This is a genomic window from Bacillus sp. HMSC036E02 (assembly GCF_001836235.1).
Taxonomy (GTDB): domain Bacteria; phylum Bacillota; class Bacilli; order Bacillales; family Bacillaceae_G; genus Bacillus_A; species Bacillus_A cereus.
In genome coordinates this window covers 49,787-71,483 of the sequence record NZ_KV827829.1, presented here as the reverse complement: position 1 = coordinate 71,483, position 21,697 = coordinate 49,787, and the positions used below count along the sequence as shown (strand labels likewise).

The window sequence follows — 21,697 nt, the reverse complement described above, 5'->3', positions numbered from 1 at the left end:
ATAAGAAAAATAAGAAAAAGAAACGAGTGATTTCCCTTACAAAACGTTTTGTTATCTTACAGTTTTGTCATTTTTCTCATCAATGTATGATATTCTTCATCTTTTGCAAATTGGAACGTGAATGTTGTCCCTTCTCCTTCAGCCGATTGGACATACATTCCATGATGTAAATTATCGCAAATTTCCTTCGTAATATATAAGCCCATCCCAGTCGCTTCTCTCGTTTTACGTCCATTTATTCCCGTAAAAAATGGATCAAATATGCGCTTTACGTCTTGCTCTGGAATACCAATTCCATTGTCCTTAATATGTAATAACACCTTTTGATTTTTCTCTTCAATTTGAAATTGAATTTCTTTTTTCTCTGCCGCTGAAATTTTTGTATACTTGATTGCGTTTACAACAATTTGACCTATAGCAATACTCAGCCATTTTCTATCAGATGCAACCATACAAGTATCTTCTTCAAACATCACTTTCGGAAATACAGACGATTGAATAAAGGATTTCCGATTTTCATTAATAATCCCTCGCACGACATCTATAACATTTACTACTTCTACCTTATAATCTTTCGCAAACTGCTCTAGTCTTGCCATATGTAACGCTAAATCTAAACCATTTAGTATACGGTTATTTTCTTCACGAATACTTTCAACTGTTGCCCTTGCCTCACGATGCTCTTTGCCAAACTTTTGCAGCAATAATTCAATAACAGATACTGGTGTTTTCATTTGGTGAATCCATTGGTTCATAAATATCATTTGCTGTTGCTCTTTCGCATGCTGTTTATGAACTTCATTCATATATTGCTGTCTTAATAACGTAAAAGATTCAACGACCATTTCTTGCTCTGATGTATAAGATTCATCAATAAGTAAAGAGTCATGTAATGTATTTCCACCAGTAACATACTTTTCGATCCTCTTTAAAAACACACTCCGTTTTCGGTAATCGTAAATGAGGTATACAGTAAACACAACTGTTCCTAATAAAAGTCCATATAACCACGTACTCCAATCAATGGATTTCTTTTCTAAAAGACTTTGCAGCTGTAAAACGAGCCCAAATAAACAAAGGCTAACAATATAAGAAAGAATTAAAGAAAAGCGGTCCATAAGGTAATTTTTAACCTTCATGCCCTTCGCCCCACTCCGTAAAAAGCGCATAACCATATCCACGTTTCGTTACAATTGCATTTTTAATGCCTAACTCCTCTAGTTTCTTCCTTACACGCTTTACATTTACGGTTAATGTATTATCATCCACAAATGCTACTTCATCCCATAGAGCTTCTAACAGTTCTTCACGCGTTACATATTGATTCACCTGTTTCATTAAACACTCTAATAAGTAAAACTCATTTTTTGTCAGTTCAGTTTGTTGTCCTTGCCACTCAACAATATGCTGAGACGGGAATAACAACAGTCCATTTACACCTAAACAATCACTCTCAGCGGCAGAAGCATACTCTCCGTAACCACGGCGAAGTGCACTCTTCACCTTTGCCATTACGATATCTAAATGGAATGGCTTCGTAATATAATCATCGCCGCCATTTTCAATCGCCATTACTTGATCCATTTCTCCTGTTCTTGCAGAAACAAAAATAATTGGTGCATTCGATACAGTACGAATTTGACGACACCAATAAAAACCGTCAAAGTACGGTAAATTAATATCAAGTAACACGAGATGAGGATTCACTTTTACAAACTCATCTTTTATTTGACGTAAATCACTTGCTCTAAATGATTGATAGCCATATCTTTCTAAATGCTCTTCTAATATTCCCGCGATTTTCTCATCATCTTCTACAATTAATATTTTATACATGTTCATTTTCTCCCCATAAAAAAATTCTTCTAAAACCACTCCCCTTTTTATTATAAATTGAAAATTTAATTAGTGGGGATTTTTTCCTATATAAATCCGATTTTTACGATATAAAAAAAGACTGCCGTATTTCGGCAGTCTTAATCGATAAATTCAAATTCATATTCAAGAATTTTTACAATATCTCCGTCTTTCGCACCACGTGCACGAAGCGCTTCATCAATACCCATTCCGCGCATTTGACGAGCGAAACGACGTATAGATTCATCACGTGAGAAGTCTGTCATTTTGAATGTCTTCTCAATATCGTAACCAGAGATAACAAACGTGCCATCACTTTCACGTGTAATTTCAAATTTAACACCTTCAGTATCAAATTTGTACATTACACTTGTATCAGACTCATCCGCAACTTCATGTATTGGGAATTCTGGTGTTGTTTCTATTAAGTTCGCTACTTCAAACAGTAAGTCACGAACACCTTGTCTTGTTACAGCTGAGATTGGGAAGATTTTTACTTCGTCTCCCACTTTCTCTTTAAATGCTTGTAAGTTTTCTTCTGCATCTGGCATATCCATTTTGTTTGCAACAACAACTTGTGGACGCTCAGTTAAGCGAAGATTGTATTCTTTTAATTCATTATTAATCGTTACGTAATCTTCATATGGATCACGGCCTTCTAAACCAGACATATCAATAACATGCACGATTACACGTGTACGCTCAATATGACGTAAGAATTGGTGTCCAAGTCCGACGCCAGCATGTGCGCCTTCAATTAGTCCTGGAAGGTCAGCCATAACGAAGCTGCGGTTATCACCAGTTTCAACAACACCAAGATTTGGAACGATTGTTGTGAAGTGATACTCTGCAATTTTCGGACGCGCTGATGATACAACAGATAATAATGTAGATTTACCTACACTTGGGAATCCAACAAGTCCAACGTCTGCTAGTACTTTAAGTTCTAGAATAACATCACGCTCTTGACCTGGTTCCCCGTTCTCAGCGATTTCTGGCGCTGGGTTCGTAGCTGTTGCAAAACGTGAGTTACCACGGCCACCGCGGCCACCTTTTGCAATTACAGCAGTTTGTCCATGTGTTACTAAATCGGCAAGAATTTGACCAGTTTTTTCATCTTTTACTACTGTTCCTGGTGGAACCTTTACAAGTAAATCTTCAGATTTACGTCCGTGCTGACCTTTACTCATTCCGTGCTGACCGCGATCAGCTTTGAAATGACGTTGGTAGCGGAAGTCCATTAATGTACGTAAGCCTTCCTCAACTACGAAAACAACATCTGCACCTTTACCGCCGTCGCCACCTGCTGGGCCACCTTTTGGTACATACTTCTCACGACGATACGCAACCATACCGTTACCACCGTCGCCGCCTTTTACATATATCTTGACCTGATCTACAAACATTATTTCACCACACTTTTTTCAATTGGTTGTAATATAACTGAGACTTCTTCGTCTCGCACTGTATAAGAAATGGAATACCATTTATTGTTTTGGGTCGCAAGCCAATTCTGTAGTTCTTCTACACTCGTTAGCTTACCACGAAAATCAAAAAAGAAACGAGCATTATCCGCGTCACATTCAATTGTGATACAAACATAATTTTCAACATATACGTCTAAACTATGCTGAAGCATCGAGAAAAATTGATTCGTCCATGTACATACAGTCTCATCTAAGTGAGATAAGTTATGTAATTTCCCTAATACTTCGTACTCCAATAAGCACGGCTGCTGTTTCCAATTATATGTTAAAATCCACTCTGAAAATAAAGGCATTGATAGCCCCATCAGATTGGATTCTTGTCTCGCTTCTTGGACAAAACGATCGATGAGACTATGAATTTCTTCCACTTTTCCAAGGGAAAGGTTTCCTTTCACCATCTGCATACGATTGAGCCAATCATGTCTTGAGTGGCGCAATGCATCTATAATTGTCCATTTTTCATTCATTTAGATACCCCTTAATATAGAAAAACTCTAACCTGCACTCAGGTTAGAGTTTTCCGTGAGTTCTTATGCTTCTTGAGCAACAGGATATACGCTCACTTGTTTGCGGTCACGACCAAGACGCTCAAAGCGTACTACGCCGTCAACTTTCGCGTATAAAGTGTCATCGCCACCACGACCAACGTTAACACCTGGATAAATTTTTGTACCGCGTTGACGGTAAAGAATTGAACCACCTGTAACCGTTTGACCATCTGCGCGTTTAGCACCAAGACGTTTTGACTGAGAGTCACGACCGTTCTTTGTACTACCTACACCTTTCTTAGATGCGAAAAACTGAAGATCTAATCTTAACATACGTTACACCTCCTGCACTTTTTCTATTAAACGGATATACTTTCCGTAATCAAGTTCGATCGTCTTAAGCGAAACAACTAATCCTTCTAAAAGTGTTTGTGCTTTTTCTGCTGTATGAACGTCTAAATCATTAGGCAATTCATACGTTAAGAATCCGCCATCACTTCCGAGTTCAATAGTTGCTTGCACATTACAAAGTTCTTCCACTGCATTTATAGAACCAAACACAACCGCTGTAGTTCCAGCACAGACAAGGTCTTGTCCATGTGGCGCATAATCGGCATGTCCAGTCATTTTAAATGATTGGATACTTCCTAATTTCGTGCGACTTATCGTAATTTTAATCATGTTAACCAGAATTAAGCGTTGATAGCTTCAACAACTAGCTTAGTGTAAGGTTGACGATGACCTTGTTTCTTACGATTGTTCTTTTTCGCTTTGTATTTGAAAACGATAATTTTCTTAGCGCGACCTTGTTTTTCAACTTTCGCAGTAACTGTTGCACCTTCTACAACTGGGCTACCAACTTTAACGTTTTCGCCACCAACGAAAAGAACTTTGTCAAAAGTAACAGTTTCACCAGCTTCAACATCTAATTTTTCAATGTAGATTGCTTGACCAGCTTCAACTTTAATTTGTTTTCCACCTGTTTCGATAATTGCGTACATACTTGCACCTCCTCTTAATTACTAAGACTCGCCAAAAACGAGGTAGACATAAATGCCTTTAGGGAACCTGTCTTGTGCGGTTGTAGCATATAGCCGTTTAGGTGCTATAAACTATAACATAAAGATGTTATCATGAATCATAGACGGTTGTCAATAAATGTTCTGCTAACTATTTTTTCCGCTCTACAATTTCTTTTTTACTTCCAAAACGAACGATAGCATACTTTTCGATATTATCATCTTTGAAATAAATTTCAAATGGAATATTTTTTTGTAATTCTTTTTGCAAAAACTGTTTTTGCAGTTCTTTAGGCGCAGCGATTAATACCGCTTCATCTTCTATATTGCCATATGTGATTAGTTCTCTCTCTAACTCATACGCAATTGTTTCATGCGACATCACATAACCCGTCGCTTTGCAAGGTACACACTCTTTTAATAATACGTCCCGTAAAGAATGCTTTTTACGTTTACGTGTCATTTCCAAAATCCCTAGCTCCGTAAAGCCGAGCACCCTTGTATATGTGCGGTCATCTTGCATAGCAGCTATAAGACATTCTCTTACCTTTTCTTTATCTTCTCTTTTTTTCATATTAATAAAATCAATTAATATCATACCACCAATATCACGAAGTCTTAATTGGCGTGCAATTTCTTCAGCTGCCATCTCATTTGTGCGAAGTACTGTATCTTGTAAATTTTGTTTTCCCGTAAACTTGCCCGTATTCACATCAATTACAGTCATCGTCTCCATTTGTTCTACAATTAAATAAGCACCATTTGGAAGCCACACAATTTTTTGAAGTGCTTTCTCAATTTCACGCTCTATTCCAAAATGGTTAAACATCGAAGACTTTTCATTATAAAAAGATACTTTTTCTTTTCCAACTTTGTCTTCTAATTCTTTTACTATACTTCTTGTATCTACAACTACTTTTTCAATGGTTTCAATTGGATTCTCTTGAAATACACGATCTAAAAAGGTCGCCGGTCGATGAAGTAATAACGGCGCCTTTCCTTGGCCCTCTTTTCTTTTTAACTCTTCATACAACTGTTGTAACTCTTGCATTTCAGCTTGTATTTCTTCAATTGCTCCTTTTTCAGAAGCAGAACGGAAAATGTATCCCCCCGTTCCCTCTATTTCAATTTGGAGTAATTGTTGTCTTCTTTTATTATTTTTTATTTTTCGAGAAACAGCGCGCATCTCATCAAACGGCATATAAACGACATATTTCCCGGTAAATTCTATATTCGCTGTCAATTTAGGCCCTTTCGTATCAATTGCCTCTTTTACAACTTGTACGAGTATCGCTTGCCCTTCATGTATACGATAAGAAGATGGTACATCATCGTATGAAAGGTAAGCATGTTTTTCTAAACCGATGTTTACAAAAGCTGCATTCATTCCAGCAATTGTTCTTACGACACGTCCAACATAAATATGCCCAACAATCTCTTGCTCTTCATTACGTTTCCATAAAAACTCAACAATTTTTTTCTTCTCTTCAATTGCAACCCGCTTTTCCGAACCAGCGTAATTCACATATAACGTTTTCAAAATTATTTCCTCACTTTATAATCTTCTTTGCTTTTACAATAATAAAAGGTTAGTGCTATCGTCAACACTAACCGATTAATTCTTCAACTGATGAAGTTGTTCGTTTTTCAGTAAAATATGCATAGAGCAATTCATTTTCATCCAATGTGTAATGCTCTTTATATTTTCCACGGACGATAATAGAATGCTTATATCCTCTACGAAATTTTGTGAAGATCGTATATAAACGATCTTCCGTTTGCACTTCAATAGGTGCAATCTTTTCGATTCCTCTTTTGTTTCCATAATAACGTTCTAATAAAAAACGCATAAATGCATACCGTCTTTGTTTCCACTCTTGATATAATGACACTGCTAAAAATATGAGTAGTACCCACATCATAATATTGTTACTATTCCAGAGTAACTGCCATCCTAATATTACACCAAAAAAAACACATGACAATTGCATCATCTTTTCATGTGCTTGTAAATAAGGGAAACGATATGATAATACATTAAACAATACTTTCCCGCCATCTAACGGCCAAATAGGGAGTAAATTAAATGCTAAAATAATTATATTATTCCACATAAAGAAATAATATAAATCTGTATTCAGCCAACCGGCTTCGAACAACATGTAACCTACCAGCATCATCCAAACATGTTGAATCGGTCCTGCAATTACGACAACAAGTTCCTCTTTCAATGACTTATTACCATGTTCCTCAAGCTCGGCAACGCCACCAAACGGCAAAAGCTGAATTCTTTTTATACGCCAATTATAGTGTGCTGCTGCAAAAGCATGCCCAAGTTCATGAATAAGAACAATACAAAATAACAGTAGTAACTCTTTAAAACGCGCAGTAAAAATACCAATGACAATAATAACCCAAAATAATGGATGCACGGAAATTTTCGTTAAAACGTCCCTATATTTAATCAAATGATATCACCTGGATCGGATCAATAAATTTTTCATTCTTTTTTATCGCGAAATAAAACTTTCCATTTTTATCATTTGTATCATTACTCACCGTTCCAATTTTTTGTTTCTTTGAAACGTAATCATATAATTTCACTGACATATCGTTTAAGTTTGCATACCATGACTCCGTACCATCTGCATGTTGAATTTGAACTGTATTTCCAAGTTCCTCTTTCTTGCCTGCAAAAACAACTAACCCTTCATTTACTGACTCCACTTTTGCATTTGTAGCTGTTTGGACAAATACACCTTGGCCATTTTTTTGAAACCCTTGCATTACCTTTCCAGAAGCAGGAATTGCATAATCTTTTTGCTGAATACTTCCTTCTTTTTTCTCGTTCGGCGAATAGAATACGAGCGGTTTTCCAAATTGCTTTTCGTACCATTTCGCTACAGTAGCAAACTGAAATTCCTCTTTCATCACTTTTTCTGTAACAGCTTTAGCTCCATTGAATGAAGAAGGAGCATTCTTATATAAAATAGCAACCGAAAGAACTAATATTGCTGATAATAAAACTTTGAAGAAAAAGACTTCCTTTCGAAATAAAGGATGCATTTCCTTTTCTCCATCTTCAATAAATACCGCTTCACTATCAAAATTCCCTCCGTTAAAATACTGCTCTTCCTCCATCCTTTCTTGCTCGGCCTTCCTTTTTGCAATCCGCTTTTTAATTTCTTCTACGCGTCTATTCTTCATACTGTCTCCTTTCTTTCGTTAAGCTAATTTCATTAGAAACAGTTGTATACAGTTTGTACATATGTATGAGCTAAGAAAGAAAGATATTCGTGTGAAGAAAAAAGAAAGCACCTCGCATATGTGCGAAGTGCTCTTAACGGATTCCAAAGAAGTTTTTCACCTTTGCAAATACCGATACCTTTTCTTGTTCAAATGCTTGTAATGGTACATTCTCACCTAACAAGCGTCTTGCAATATTACGATAAGCCAACGCTGCTTTTCCGCTTGGTTGCAACGCCACAGGTTCACCTGTATTTGTAGCTCGAATAACTTCATCGTCATCTTCGACAACACCAAGAAGCTCGATTGACAATGTACGTACAATTTCATCAACATCTAACATATCCTGTTCATGAAGCATATGACTACGTACACGGTTAATAACAAGTTTCGGTGGTTCAATATCCTCTTTTTCTAAAAGCCCAATAATACGATCCGCATCGCGCATTGAGGATACTTCTGGAGTCGTAACAACGATTGCTTTATCCGCACCAGCTACCGCATTTTTAAATCCCTGCTCAATCCCCGCAGGACAATCGATTAATATGTAATCATAATCTTGACGTAATACTTGTATTAATTCATCCATTTGTTCAGGTGTTACCGCTGATTTATCACTCGTTTGTGCTGCAGGTAATAAATAAAGATCATCAAAACGTTTGTCTTTAATAAGAGCCTGAGGTAAACGGCAACGCCCTTCAACGACATCAACAAGATCAAATACAATACGATTTTCCAGCCCCATTACTACGTCTAAATTTCGAAGACCGATATCTGTGTCAATTAAGCACACTTTCTTTCCAGATAACGCTAGGGCCGTACCAATGTTCGCAGATGTAGTAGTTTTACCTACTCCGCCTTTTCCAGATGTAATTACTATTGCCTCTCCCACAGCTATACAATTCCCCTTTCTAACTTTGTTAAATTAGGTCTAAGATGAGTGAGAAGTTGCAGGCGATCGACAACAATGTGATTGTTCTCATTAATATACGCACATTCTGCCGCCTCCGCTCCGTCTTCTTTCTCTTCCGGAGCCCGCATTGCCACATCACTAATTCGAAGTTGCATCGGGTTCATAACAGATGCAGCGATTACAGCATCCGAATCCCCATAATACCCAGCATGTGCAATTCCTCTTAATGATCCTACGACAAAAATATTCCCCCCAGCGATAACCGTTCCGCCTGGATTAACATCTCCAATTAACAACAAATTTCCTTTTACATGTAAAACTTGTCCAGAGCGAACAATTTTGGAAATAGGGACAATTTCTGTTTCTTCTTTCCAAGCTATTGCTTCTGCTTTAGTGATAACATCACTTTCAATTGAATCCACAACAAGATTCTTTTTATTACGAATTAACGTACGAATCTCTTCTTGTTGGACTTCTGTTAAATAACGATTTCCTACTTTCACATGCACTTCAATTAGAGAGCGTCCATCACCATCGTAGTAATGTGTAGAAAGTTTTTCGTCTAATTCCACCAATAATTCTGAGAATGAACAACAATCATCTAAATGAAGCGTTATCCCATCTTTTGTCCCTTTTATCGTTACATTTTGTTGCTTTTTTTCTTCCACTAAAGTTCACCCCACCGATTCAATTCGACATAAAATTAGAAAATCCTTTTTTCTTTTTCTTCCATCGCTTTTGAAAGACGCACTATATATCGTCTCAGTGGGAAACAAACTATCAATAAGAAAATAGCATTTAACAATAAAGTAGAAAGGAGACGATCTGTGAAAAAGACATACGCTGGCATATGAGTACGTCCTAATAAAGTTAAGAATCCATACACATAATACTCTAGTGCTACAACACTAGCTAATATGATAGAAACAACAATAAATAAATTCAATTGTAGTACTTTCATCACACTATATACTAAATAAGCTAAAATCGGATAAGCAAAAATATATATCCCGACAAGTTCTGTGTATACGGTATCAAATAAGAAGCCAAATAATAGTCCGTAATAAATCCCTTGGACCGGACTATAATACACTGTAATAAAACATAATACGATTATAAAGAAATGCGGTGCTGCTATGCTGTCTTTCCAAAACACATCCGTTGGAACAACAGTAGCAAACATATTTTCAAATAGAAACACAAAAAGGAGCAAAAGAGGAAGAGCTGCTCTTTTTAATATCTTCATCATCTCTTCTTCTCCTCCTATTCTAATGGCGCTGAAGGTGTTGCACGTTTAGCAACCGTAATATGCTCTACGTCATTTAAATCAGCGGCAGGTTTTACATAAGCTGTTTTTGTTAAGCCATATGCATCCGGCTGAACTTCAACGATTTTTCCAATTACAAGACCTTTCGGGAAAATATCACCCAGTCCAGATGTTACAACTAGTTGATCTTTCTCTACCGGTGCATCAGAGCCAATCTTTGTGAAAAGAAGTAATTGCTTTTCTTTGTCATAACCTTCAATCAATCCAAAGATTTTCTCTTGCCCTTGTACAATGGCAGAAACGCGATTTGTTCGGCTCATAGAACTTAGTAATTCTACTGATGATGTAAACTGAGATACACTTTTCACTCTTCCAACTAACCCTTGTGAAGTTACTACAGCCATATCTTTTTTAATTCCTTGCTGTGCCCCTTTATCAATTCCAATTAAATCGTACCATTTATCTGGATTACGAGAAACAACAGTAGCTGGAATTTCAGTATACCCGCTATTTAACTCTTTTTTACCAGTTAGCTCTTGTAGCTTCTTGTTATCATCTTCTAATTGTTTTACTTTCCCTGATAGACCTGCATAATTATCTAATTTTGCTTTTAATTCTTTATTCTCTTCATACGTGCGCTTTACATCCTCTACATTTTCGAAGAATCCAGCTACGTATTTCGCTGGCTTTTGGAATACACGTTCTACAACACCGACAGTATCTTTAACAAACTGCTCTGGCCATGTTAAACTGTTCCGTTCTTTCAATGAGATTCCAATCAATGCCACGAGAAGAATAATACTAACCAACAAAACAATTAATCTTTTGTTTAAGAAAAACTGTGGCACGTTCACACCCTCTTAATTTCACTGATTTTTATTTTGCAATATTATCGAGCAGCAGTTTTGAAAAGATCGATATTGTCTAATGCTTTACCTGTTCCAATTGCTACGCAATCTAATGGATCTTCTGCAACAAGAACTGGCATTTTCGTTTCTTCACTAATTACTTTATCTAAATTACGTAGTAATGCCCCGCCACCTGTTAATACGATACCGCGGTCCATAATATCAGCCGCTAATTCAGGTGGAGTTTTTTCTAACGTATTTTTAACTGATTCTACAATCGCATCTACTGTATCTTTTAATGCATCTGCAATTTCTTCTGGCTGAATTAGTACTGTTTTTGGTAAACCACTTACTAAATCACGACCGCGAATTTCCATAGGCTCGATACCTTCGGGCTCGCCTGCAGAACCAATTTCTAATTTTAATGCTTCAGCTGTTCTTTCACCGATCATTAAGTTATAGCTTTTCTTAATGTACTGAATGATTGAATCGTCCATATCATCACCAGCAACACGGACTGACTGGCTTGTTACAATACCACCTAGAGAAATAATTGCAACTTCTGTTGTACCACCACCGATATCAACAACCATACTACCAGTTGGTTCCCAAACAGGTAAGTTTGCACCAATTGCTGCTGCAAATGGCTCTTCGATAGGATAAGCATCACGAGCACCCGCTTGACGAGTCGCATCGATTACTGCACGTCTTTCTACAGCTGTAATACCAGATGGTACACATACCATTACATACGGCTTACGTGAGAAGAAACCGTTTGATTTTTGAGCTTGTTGAATGTAATATTTCATCATTGTTGCGGTTGTTTCGTAATCAGCAATTACACCGTCTTTCATCGGGCGAAGTGCCACAACGTTCCCTGGTGTACGACCAATCATTTGTTTTGCGTCGCTACCTACAGCAACGATTTGTTTCGTATCAGTTTGTAACGCCACTACTGAAGGTTCACGTAAAACTACACCTTTTCCTTTTACATATACAAGCGTGTTCGCAGTTCCTAAGTCTATTCCAAGATCGCGAGTAAATCCACCAAATCCAAACATATTATTTATCTTCCTTTCTTGTTTTCACGGACTCATTTTTTCTTAATTTATATTATAAAAACAGTACGTTTTTTATATCTTTATCCTTTTTGTAGATAAATTTCTACAAAAAACTCATAAATCACATTATAAAACAAAATAAGTAAAAAGCATAGTCTTAAATATGACCTTTTTCCTTTAAACTCACGAATTTATGGTCACCTATTATAATATGATCAAGCACTTCAATTCCGATAATCTGGCCGCATTCTACTAAGCGTTTTGTTACTTCAATATCTTCACGGCTCGGCGTGGGATCTCCTGAGGGATGGTTATGAAGACATATGATAGAGGCTGCTGCACGACGGAAGGCTTCTTTAAAAACTTCCCTCGGGTGTACAATTGACGTGTTTAAACTTCCAATAAAGATCGTTTGCCTATGTATAACTTGATTTTTTGTATTTAAATATAAACAAACAAAATGCTCTTGTTGTAAAAAACGCATTTCTTCCATCATGTATTTCGCACAATCTTCTGGACTTCGAATACTATATCTATTTTGATATTCTAAACGTACCATTCTTCTGCCTAGTTCAAAGGCTGCCATAAGTTGCGATGCCTTTGAAATCCCAATACCATGTATACTAATTAGCTCTTCTAATGTTGCATCTTTCAACATACGTAAGCCATCAAATTGGTGTAAAATTTTATCTGACAACTTTAAAACTGTTTCTTCTTTAGAACCTGTTCTGAGTAACACTGCGAGAAGCTCTCGATTGGATAAACTTCCAGCACCTTCTAACAATAAACGCTCCCGTGGCTGTTCTTCTCTTACAACATCACGAATACCGTTCATCTCTCCACCCCTTTATTTGTTCTCTCAAAGAAAACCCCATGCAATTTTACGCATGGGTTACATCAATATCAAATTGTTTTAATTCCCGAACGAGGCGTGCGATCGGTAAGCCAACTACACTATAGTAGTCCCCTTGAATATTTTGAACGAAAATAGATCCTTTACCTTGAATCCCATAACTACCGGCTTTATCAAGAGGTTCTTTCGACGCGACGTATGTATCAATTTCCTCTTCTGTTAACTCCCAAAATGTAACTTCTGTACGCTCATAAAAAGTAACCGTTTTTTCTTTTGCTATAATCGCAACACCTGTATACACTTCATGTGTTTTCCCTGATAGTAATTGTAACATCTCTTTCGCCTCATCCTCATTAGAAGGCTTACCAAGAATACGCGACTCATATGTAACAATTGTATCTGCACCTAACACAATGTGATCACTATTATTTTCTGCCACCGCTGATGCTTTTTGCAAGGCAAGCGACATTACAATATCAGAAGGCGATGAATATGCACCAATTGTTTCCTCTACTTCACTTACAACGATTTCAAATGGCACACTAGCTAACTCAAGTAATTCCTTCCTCCGAGGTGATCCTGAAGCTAAAATTATTTTTCTCATATTTTCTCCTTCCTTTCTCACATGAAGCAGAACAATTTATATTAATCGTATCAAAGGAATAGTTTGCCCACAAATGAAAGAAATATTAATTTCTCTAACTAAAATAAAACTTCTTTATTGCATACGATTATATTCCCGTCATAGAGAAAGCACTTTGCTCTAAATTCAAAAGAAAAGAAAGAAGTACATGTACTTCTTTCTTACTCATTTTATTATCCTATCATTTCACTTTCTACGAAACAATTTTTTCATACGAGAGTAAACCATCAATAATAACTTGATTTAATTTCGCCAAAGATTCCTTATCCACCTTCCCATCTTTTACTGTTTGTACAGCTACCGACGTATACATATACAGTTTCTTTGCTTCTTCTCGTTTCATACTTTCCCCTTCTTTTTCAACCTTTTTCCATTCTTTTTCAATTGCTTCTATATCTTTTTGGCTGCTTTTTCCACCAACTTGTACGCTAGAAGCATATTTTGCTAAATGAGTGTATAATGGCTGCACTTTTGTTAAAAATGTCCCTACTTCTTTATCATCTTTCAGCAATGCTTTATCTGTTATATCCCAGCTCTTTTTTAAAACGGAGACACCATCATTTTTATACTTAGTCATTAATTGATTTATAGACTGTTCATCGCTAGCAATACCAACAACTATTGCATACTTATCACCGCTCGGTCTCAAAGCACCAATGCCCCCATTGCCTTTCCATTCTTCAAGAGCTGCCTGTCCCTTTTCTTCAGAAGAATAAAGCCCCCCTTGAACAAAAAATAATTTCATCGGATCCAATGACGTTCCTGCCTGTGCTTTTTGTTTTTCTTCTTTCGGTGCTGGTGTTTGTTCTGCCGTTCCACCCACCTTTGATTCTCCATTTCCAGTCGGCCTTGAAGCTGTCACTTCACTTCCTCCTGTCGTTCCTTGTCCAGTAAGTAAATGAAGCATCCCCATTCCAAAAGCTGTACCGATAATGATTGCAGTTGCAACGATTACAATTAATGTATTACTCCACTTCTTTCGGTATTTTTCCACAGACATTGATTTCGCTTTTTGAAACGGAACAACATTTTTCGGTCGTTCACTTTCTACTACCATCCATTCAAATTCATCTTTCTTTTTTTCCTCATACTTCGCTTCTGTTCCATTCACTTTCACTGAGATCGTTCGTGATTGCTTGTCCATACACTCACACCTCACCTCTTATCGTTGTCCGCATCATATCATATTCATTTCATAAAAAAACGAGATATTTGTCAGAGGAATTCGCCAAATAACCCTATATATTTATCTTATATGTATGCATTTGACTTCATTTGTAGAACAAAAAAACTAGATAGCAAAGACTATCTAGTTTTTCTCGCGAATATATTTTCGTACTTCAGAAATGAAATAAAGAGAACCTGTTATGATAAAAACATCATTTTCTGCTATCATTTCAACTTTTGTATCAATTGCCTCTTTCCAATTTTCAAAAACTAATTTTGATTCTTTCTGTGAATATGATGCAAGCTTATCAGCAGAAATAGCACGATCAAAGGCGAATGTTGTAAAAATAATTTCATCTGCAATGGTTTCTAATTGGCCTACCATGTTATGTAATTGTTTATCACCAAGGGCAGTAAATAACACTATTACATTTTTATCTTTGTAATGCGCTTCTACTGTTTTCACAAGGCTTTCGATACCTTCTGGATTATGAGCACCATCTATAATAATATCCGGGTTACTTTGCAACTTTTCAAAGCGCCCAATCCAATATGCTTCCAGTAATCCCGTTCTTATTTCCTCTTCTTCAATTAAAAATGATAAATATGTTTTTACATACATTACTGCCATAAGTGCTAACGCTGCATTTCCTACTTGATGAATCCCTTTCATTGAGATTTGCAAATCTTCAAATGCGGAAAAAGGACAAGTAAAATCAAACTGTTCCCCATCTTCATTAGACTGTTTATGTAACGCTGTAAAATGCTTGCTAAGTTCGTATAAGTTTGCATGGTTTTCCTTTGCAACATTTTGAATGACTTGCAAAGCTTCTTCATCTTGTACACCAGTAATTACCGGCACGCCAGACTTAATAATCCCCGCCTTTTCATATGCAATTTCCCCTAGTGTATTTCCTAAAATATGCATATGATCGTGACCGATATTCGTAATAATCGTGAGGACAGGGTGTATAACATTGGTAGAGTCAAAACGTCCACCAAGCCCTGTTTCAAATAAAACAACATCACAGAAATTGACTTTACCGAAATAGCAAATCGCCATAACAGTAATAATTTCAAACTCTGTAGCTTCCCCTAAATCCGTTTCATCTAGTTTTTCCACGACTGGTTTTACCATCTTTACAAGTTCAGTAATCTCTTCGTCTGCAATTGGTGTTCCATTCACACTAATGCGTTCATTAAATGATTCGATGTAAGGAGAGGTAAACGTTCCTACCTTATATTTCGCGCCTTCTAACATGTAACGCATATATGTTAACGTTGAACCTTTTCCATTTGTACCAGCAAGATGAACACATTTTATATGACGCTCTGGATTTCCAAGTTCTTCTAACATCCATCTCATTCTTTCTAATCCTGGCTTAATTCCAAATTTCAATCGGCTATGGATCCACCCTATCGCTTCTTCGTATGTATGTATCACGTATGTTTTTCCCCTTTCAAAAGACAACTTTCATAGTTCTATTATACGCAAAGAAAAGAGACTCACCAATATAGTGAGTCTCTAAAAACATTTTTACTTTTCAAGATCTGCTAGACGTTGACGAACTGCTTCGCGTTTTTCTAGGTAATCTTGCTCTTTCGCACGCTCTCCTTCAATAACCGCTGCAGGAGCTTTCGCTACGAAACCTTGGTTAGAAAGTTTCTTCTGTACACGTTCTACTTCTTTATCGAACTTCTCAAGTTCTTTCTCAAGACGAGCTCTCTCTTCATCAAGATTGATAAGATCAGCTAACGGTAAGAATAACTCTGCACCTGATACGATTGCAGTCATTGCTTTTTCTGGCGCTTGTAAGTCCGTTTGAATTGTTAATTCGCTTGGGTTACAGAAACGCTCAATGTAAGAGCTGTTTTTCGTAAGTTGAGCAAGTACAGCCTCATCTTTTGCTTTAATTTGCATTTGAACTTTTTTGCTCATTGGCGTATTTACTTCTGCACGGATGTTACGAACAGAGCGAATGATATCAACTAGAAGGTGCATTTCTGCCGCAGCTTCCGTATCTTGTAAATCTTCGCGAACTGTTGGCCACGCAGCTACTGTAATAGACTCGCCTTCATGCGGTAAATGTTGCCAAATTTTCTCTGTTACGAATGGCATGAATGGGTGTAATAGACGCATTGTTTGATCTAATACGTAAGCTAAAATAGAACGAGTTGTTTTCTTAGCTGCTTCATCTTCACCGTATAGTGGAAGTTTCGCCATTTCAATATACCAATCACAGAAATCGTCCCAAATGAAGTTGTATAATGAACGACCAGCTTCACCGAACTCATATTTATCCATGTTACGTGTTACGCTTTCGATTGTTTCGTTTAAGCGAGTTAAGATCCACTTATCTGCTACTGATTTTTCACCAGTTAAATCGATTTCTTCATACTTCATATCATCCATGTTCATTAATACGAAACGTGATGCGTTCCAAATTTTATTAATGAAGTTCCAAGTAGATTCTACTTTTTCCATGCTGAAACGTAAATCTTGACCTGGTGCACTTCCTGTTGATAAGAAGAAACGCATTGCATCTGCACCGTACTTCTCGATAACATCCATTGGATCAATACCGTTACCAAGAGATTTACTCATTTTACGACCTTGCTCATCACGAACTAAACCGTGAATTAATACATCTTTAAATGGACGCTCTCCTGTAAACTCTAAACCTTGGAAAATCATACGAGATACCCAGAAGAAGATGATATCATAACCCGTTACTAGTGCATCTGTTGAATAGTAACGTTTGAAGTCTGCTGAATCTTCATTTGGCCAACCAAGTGTTGAAAATGGCCATAACGCTGAACTGAACCATGTATCAAGTACGTCATTATCTTGATTCCAGTTTTCAATATCTGCTGGTGCTTCTGTACCTACGTATACTTCACCAGTTTCTTTATGGTACCAAGCTGGAATACGGTGTCCCCACCATAATTGACGAGAAATACACCAATCATGAATATTTTCCATCCAGCGTAAATATGTGTTTTCAAAACGCTCTGGTACGAACGTTACTTTTTCTTCTTCTTTTTGTTGAAGCGCTACTGCTTTTTCAGCAAGTGGAGCCATTTTTACGAACCATTGTGTTGATAAATAAGGCTCAACAACTGCACCGCTACGCTCACTATGACCTACTGAATGCATATGTGGCTCGATTTCTACTAATACGCCAGCTTCTTGTAAGTCTTTCACTAATTCTTTACGGCATTCGAAACGATCCATACCGTTATACTTACCAGCTTTTTCGTTCATTGTTCCATCTTCGTTCATTACTAAAATGCGTGGTAAGTCATGACGGTTACCTACTTCAAAGTCATTCGGGTCATGAGCTGGTGTAATTTTTACAACGCCCGTTCCGAAATCTTTTTCTACGTACTCATCAGCAATAATCGGAATCTCACGGCCTACGATTGGAAGTGTAACTGTTTTTCCGATTAAATGTTTGTAACGATCGTCTTCGGGATGAACTGCTACTGCTGTATCACCAAGCATCGTTTCTGGACGAGTTGTCGCAAGACGAATGTGACCAGAACCATCTGTTAACGGATAGTTCATATGGTAGAATGCACCTTGAACTTCTTTATGAATTACTTCAATATCAGAAAGAGCTGTGCGTGTTGCTGGATCCCAGTTGATGATATATTCACCACGGTAAATTAAGCCTTTTTCGTATAATTGAACGAATACTTTATTAACCGCATCTGATAAACCTTTGTCTAATGTGAAGCGTTCACGAGAATAGTCTAGTCCTAAACCAACTTTTCCCCATTGTTGACGAATGTGAGAAGCGTATTCTTCTTTCCACTCCCAAGCTTTTTCAAGGAATTTTTCACGGCCAAGATCGTAACGTGAAATACCTTCTTCACGAAGTTTTCCTTCTACTTTCGCTTGTGTTGCGATACCAGCATGGTCCATTCCTGGAAGCCATAGCACATCGTATCCTTGCATACGCTTCGTACGAGTTAAAATATCTTGAAGAGTTGTATCCCAAGCATGACCTAGGTGTAACTTACCAGTTACGTTCGGAGGTGGAATTACAATTGTATATGGCTGTTTCTTCTCGTCTCCTGTTGCTTCAAAATATTTGCCTTCAAGCCACCATTGATAAAGGCCTTCTTCAACGGACATATGATCATATTTAGTTGGTAAATTCTTTTCCGTGTTTGACATTATTTTCCCTCCTTAAAATAAAAAATGTCCCTCATCCAAAAAGGACGAGGGACATCGCGGTACCACCTTTATTTACAAACAAATTCATAATTTGCTTATACTCTTAATTTGATAACGGACAAATCCGTCTTTTCCTAATAAGAACTATTCCGTTCAGAAAAGATGCTCCAGGGCTACCTTCTAACATAACTATCTAGAGAATCTCCCAGCTAATGATTCTCCTCTCTGAAGACGTTTCATGTTATACTCTTCCCCTTCAAGGCATTTATATGATTGTTAATTATTATATACAATAGTGTAAAAAACGAAACCTTATTCGTCAAGATAAATTTAAAACTACAGCTTTTCGTGCAAAAAAAAGAAGATAAGTAGAATCCTCTACTTATCTTCTTTCCCCCGCTATTTGCGGGCAGTAAGACCTCCACCTCAAAACTCAGCTGAATCAAAGAAGTTAGATGGGAGCCCTGGTGCCCGTAAACGCCCAATTGGTGAAGGCTAATCATCAGCGGGGAATGCCTTTACTTTATCCGTTCCCTTGCTGGGCAGCTTGTAATTGTGACAGGAAATATTCTATATTGCTAACGAGCCAATGCGATTGTTGCAAACTCTTTACTCCGCGCAGTTCATTTTCCTCGTTGCGATTATCTCTTCTTTTCTTATAGGACTGGATTTGCCGAATAAATTGCGATGGATACGTCATATACGCAAACATAAGTAGTTGCTCTTCTTTCGTAAAAGGGAAATTTTTTTGATACATTTGAAACCATTCAAACCGATCACTTCTTGCGATTGGATATGTGTTTAAAGACCGTGAATAAAAACCTACTATATCTTGCACAGGCGTTGCAAACTTCGATTTTTCTAAACTAATAAAATAGCCATTCCGCTCATAGTCAAATAAAAAATGATTAAGTGACACATTACCATGCACAAAAGTAATACGCGTTTTCTCTTTTTCTTTCATCGCATCGTTCCACTCATTTAATTGCTTCGTTGCAAATTCACGCGCTCTCATTACATGATGATAGTACGTACAATATTGCAATTCAAACGGGGACATATACCATTTTGATTCAGATTCTACGAGAAACTCTTCTAACATCTCACCATCATTTTCCCAACGATCGGATATACTTGTATAATGTTTTTCTAAATCTTCTTCCGTATACGTTTCTTCCTTCACAGTTTTTTGATGCAACGTTCCAAGTGTCTGAAACATTTTATGGTATTGATCATTGTCCTCACCGTTTCCTTCTGCACGTTCTAACCAAGGCATTAAATAATAATTATACGTCCCGTCACTTAAAATATAACTTCCATCCGTCGCATGATATATAGGTACATAATTTGAAAAACCTTTCTCCTTCAAATATTGAATATGATGCAGAAAGTTATTCCGCTCTAACTTTCTGCCTTCTATTTTCTTGAGTGCATATGGACCTTGATTCGTATAAATTTTCATTACATTTCCGTGCTCTTCCATATGCTGCGTATCCAATCTATATTGCCTCACGATAGGTTCATAGTGATTTCGCAACTCAATATCCATACGAATAACCCTTTCTATTCAAAACATAGCCTCTAAGAAAGGAAGTGAGTGAAAACACTCACTTCCTTATTTCGTCTTTACCCTTGAAACGGGAATATAAATAATTTGCCCCGTATTTAAAAATATATCTTCTGTTTGATTAACACGGTATAAATTTTGTACAGACGTTTCATAACGGTCTGCAATAGATTCAATTGTATCTCCTTCTTGCACGAAATACATTCTTAACTTTGTAAATTCTTCTTCCGGTTCTTTCGTAAATAGTTTTGTTAAATAAAGCGCATTTTCATCTCGCTGTGAGTACTCTTCTTCTTGTTCTTCCTGCTTTTTCGCTTTTTCTTTCTTGAAATCTTTTCGTCCGAACAGTTCAAATTGCGGCGTTGTTTCTTGCCCCTCTTCACGTTCCACAAATTCATGTTCTTCTATTTTCTCTTCTTCTAATTCCTGCTCTTTTCTTTCCTCTAATTGGAACGGTTCAAATGCGTAATCTTCCCACTCATCTGACTCCTTATATGCCGGTTCTTCTACATGCGGCACCGGTCTATTTTCATCCTCTTGCGCTGAATCTTCTTCTAACTCAGCATACACCGTTTCTTCCTCTTCAACTTCATCCTCGCTTCTCTCTTCATCACACAAACCGGTAATAGATATATCCGCTAATAATTGTAAGCAACCATTTTCCTTTAATTCATAATCAAATTCCTCGATTGATACATATAGCTCTTCAATTACTTTCACTCGATTTCTCGGAATTGATATTTCAAGTGGAAAGGAATGTACAAGTTCATTAACCCCATCTTCTCTTGTTTCTACATAATCAATTGACTTTGCTGGCGATAGTTCTCTTAATGAATACGCCGAATCATCTTTTCGTGCAACATACTCTCCCGTTAAATCTAATTGTCCTCTCACGATTACTTCATGATCAAGCTCTTCTATCTCAACGTCTGGATCTAACGAAATTGACAAAAGTTCTTCGACTTCCTGTCCTTTTTGGAACCACACAGATTCTTTTAATGAAAATCGTAATGAATGATCTGCAGCCACTTCTTTTCCCCCTCCCAAACTATATGTCATTACAGATTTATGTGCAGAAAGCTTACTTTATGAATAAAA

22 protein-coding genes and 2 other annotated features are annotated in these 21,697 nt (G+C 37.1%); all 22 genes read right to left on the bottom strand.

Annotation, left to right across the window (positions count from 1 at the left end):
• Positions 1-56 precede the first annotated feature (56 nt).
• The 22 genes from HMPREF2590_RS09300 to spoVID all read right to left on the bottom strand — a co-directional run bounded on the left by HMPREF2590_RS09300 (position 57) and on the right by spoVID (position 21,658).
• The gene (locus HMPREF2590_RS09300; protein WP_000865401.1) at positions 57-1,139 is read right to left on the bottom strand and encodes a HAMP domain-containing histidine kinase; all 1,083 of its coding nucleotides are present in this window, start codon (positions 1,137-1,139) and stop codon (positions 57-59) included.
• Positions 1,129-1,836 (bottom strand): response regulator transcription factor, encoded by a 708-nt coding sequence (locus HMPREF2590_RS09295; protein WP_001986640.1) that lies wholly within the window; start codon positions 1,834-1,836, stop codon positions 1,129-1,131. The genes HMPREF2590_RS09300 and HMPREF2590_RS09295 overlap by 11 nt, the downstream gene beginning before the upstream one ends.
• Before the next feature lie 140 nt (positions 1,837-1,976).
• Positions 1,977-3,263 (bottom strand): GTPase ObgE, encoded by a 1,287-nt coding sequence (gene obgE, locus HMPREF2590_RS09290; RefSeq protein ID WP_000497127.1) that lies wholly within the window; start codon positions 3,261-3,263, stop codon positions 1,977-1,979.
• Positions 3,263-3,811: a sporulation initiation phosphotransferase B gene (locus HMPREF2590_RS09285; protein WP_001003584.1), complete on the bottom strand. Its 549-nt coding sequence runs from the start codon at positions 3,809-3,811 to the stop codon at positions 3,263-3,265. The genes obgE and HMPREF2590_RS09285 overlap by 1 nt, the downstream gene beginning before the upstream one ends.
• Before the next feature lie 63 nt (positions 3,812-3,874).
• The gene (gene rpmA / locus HMPREF2590_RS09280; RefSeq protein ID WP_000944958.1) at positions 3,875-4,165 is read right to left on the bottom strand and encodes a 50S ribosomal protein L27; all 291 of its coding nucleotides are present in this window, start codon (positions 4,163-4,165) and stop codon (positions 3,875-3,877) included.
• Positions 4,166-4,168: 3 nt separating this feature from the next.
• Positions 4,169-4,513, bottom strand: coding sequence for a ribosomal-processing cysteine protease Prp (locus HMPREF2590_RS09275; protein WP_002001054.1), 345 nt, complete (start codon positions 4,511-4,513; stop codon positions 4,169-4,171).
• An 11-nt stretch (positions 4,514-4,524) separates the two neighbouring features.
• Positions 4,525-4,833, bottom strand: coding sequence for a 50S ribosomal protein L21 (gene rplU, locus HMPREF2590_RS09270; protein ID WP_000270907.1), 309 nt, complete (start codon positions 4,831-4,833; stop codon positions 4,525-4,527).
• Positions 4,834-4,847: 14 nt separating this feature from the next.
• Positions 4,848-4,925, bottom strand: a sequence feature (ribosomal protein L21 leader region).
• Positions 4,926-5,002: 77 nt separating this feature from the next.
• A complete protein-coding gene (locus HMPREF2590_RS09265; protein ID WP_000855486.1) occupies positions 5,003-6,391 on the bottom strand; it encodes an Rne/Rng family ribonuclease in 1,389 nt (462 codons plus the stop codon).
• Positions 6,392-6,458: 67 nt separating this feature from the next.
• On the bottom strand, positions 6,459-7,319 hold the full coding sequence (gene spoIVFB / locus HMPREF2590_RS09260; protein WP_000599054.1) for a stage IV sporulation intramembrane metalloprotease SpoIVFB: 861 nt from the start codon (positions 7,317-7,319) through the stop codon (positions 6,459-6,461).
• A complete protein-coding gene (gene spoIVFA / locus HMPREF2590_RS09255; protein ID WP_000797471.1) occupies positions 7,312-8,058 on the bottom strand; it encodes a stage IV sporulation protein SpoIVFA in 747 nt (248 codons plus the stop codon). The genes spoIVFB and spoIVFA overlap by 8 nt, the downstream gene beginning before the upstream one ends.
• A 133-nt stretch (positions 8,059-8,191) precedes the next feature.
• Positions 8,192-8,989 carry a septum site-determining protein MinD gene (gene minD / locus HMPREF2590_RS09250; protein WP_000503309.1) on the bottom strand — a complete coding sequence of 266 codons (798 nt, stop codon included), beginning with the start codon at positions 8,987-8,989 and terminating at the stop codon, positions 8,192-8,194.
• Between the two features lie 2 nt (positions 8,990-8,991).
• Positions 8,992-9,678: a septum site-determining protein MinC gene (minC, locus tag HMPREF2590_RS09245; RefSeq protein WP_000391525.1), complete on the bottom strand. Its 687-nt coding sequence runs from the start codon at positions 9,676-9,678 to the stop codon at positions 8,992-8,994.
• 35 nt (positions 9,679-9,713) lie between these two features.
• Complete coding sequence (gene mreD, locus HMPREF2590_RS09240; RefSeq protein WP_000975766.1) at positions 9,714-10,259, bottom strand: rod shape-determining protein MreD; 546 nt, start codon at positions 10,257-10,259, stop codon at positions 9,714-9,716.
• A 14-nt stretch (positions 10,260-10,273) separates the two neighbouring features.
• The gene (gene mreC, locus HMPREF2590_RS09235; RefSeq protein WP_001135488.1) at positions 10,274-11,125 is read right to left on the bottom strand and encodes a rod shape-determining protein MreC; all 852 of its coding nucleotides are present in this window, start codon (positions 11,123-11,125) and stop codon (positions 10,274-10,276) included.
• Positions 11,126-11,166: 41 nt separating this feature from the next.
• Positions 11,167-12,186: a cell shape-determining protein MreB gene (gene mreB, locus HMPREF2590_RS09230; protein ID WP_000466736.1), complete on the bottom strand. Its 1,020-nt coding sequence runs from the start codon at positions 12,184-12,186 to the stop codon at positions 11,167-11,169.
• Between the two features lie 157 nt (positions 12,187-12,343).
• Positions 12,344-13,021: a DNA repair protein RadC gene (gene radC, locus HMPREF2590_RS09225; protein WP_001013391.1), complete on the bottom strand. Its 678-nt coding sequence runs from the start codon at positions 13,019-13,021 to the stop codon at positions 12,344-12,346.
• 46 nt (positions 13,022-13,067) lie between these two features.
• A complete protein-coding gene (locus tag HMPREF2590_RS09220) occupies positions 13,068-13,643 on the bottom strand; it encodes a Maf family protein (protein WP_001226291.1) in 576 nt (191 codons plus the stop codon).
• 232 nt (positions 13,644-13,875) lie between these two features.
• The gene (locus HMPREF2590_RS09215) at positions 13,876-14,826 is read right to left on the bottom strand and encodes a hypothetical protein (RefSeq protein WP_000361011.1); all 951 of its coding nucleotides are present in this window, start codon (positions 14,824-14,826) and stop codon (positions 13,876-13,878) included.
• A gap of 165 nt (positions 14,827-14,991) precedes the next feature.
• A complete protein-coding gene (locus HMPREF2590_RS09210) occupies positions 14,992-16,293 on the bottom strand; it encodes a bifunctional folylpolyglutamate synthase/dihydrofolate synthase (RefSeq protein WP_000582068.1) in 1,302 nt (433 codons plus the stop codon).
• Positions 16,294-16,386: 93 nt separating this feature from the next.
• Positions 16,387-19,032 carry a valine--tRNA ligase gene (locus HMPREF2590_RS09205; RefSeq protein WP_000072250.1) on the bottom strand — a complete coding sequence of 882 codons (2,646 nt, stop codon included), beginning with the start codon at positions 19,030-19,032 and terminating at the stop codon, positions 16,387-16,389.
• Positions 19,033-19,069: 37 nt separating this feature from the next.
• Positions 19,070-19,301, bottom strand: a binding site (T-box leader).
• A gap of 254 nt (positions 19,302-19,555) precedes the next feature.
• Positions 19,556-20,581, bottom strand: a complete 1,026-nt coding sequence (gene ysxE, locus HMPREF2590_RS09200) for a spore coat protein YsxE (RefSeq protein WP_000350658.1) — start codon at positions 20,579-20,581, stop codon at positions 19,556-19,558.
• Between the two features lie 66 nt (positions 20,582-20,647).
• Complete coding sequence (spoVID, locus tag HMPREF2590_RS09195) at positions 20,648-21,658, bottom strand: stage VI sporulation protein D (protein ID WP_114556467.1); 1,011 nt, start codon at positions 21,656-21,658, stop codon at positions 20,648-20,650.
• Positions 21,659-21,697 lie beyond the last annotated feature (39 nt).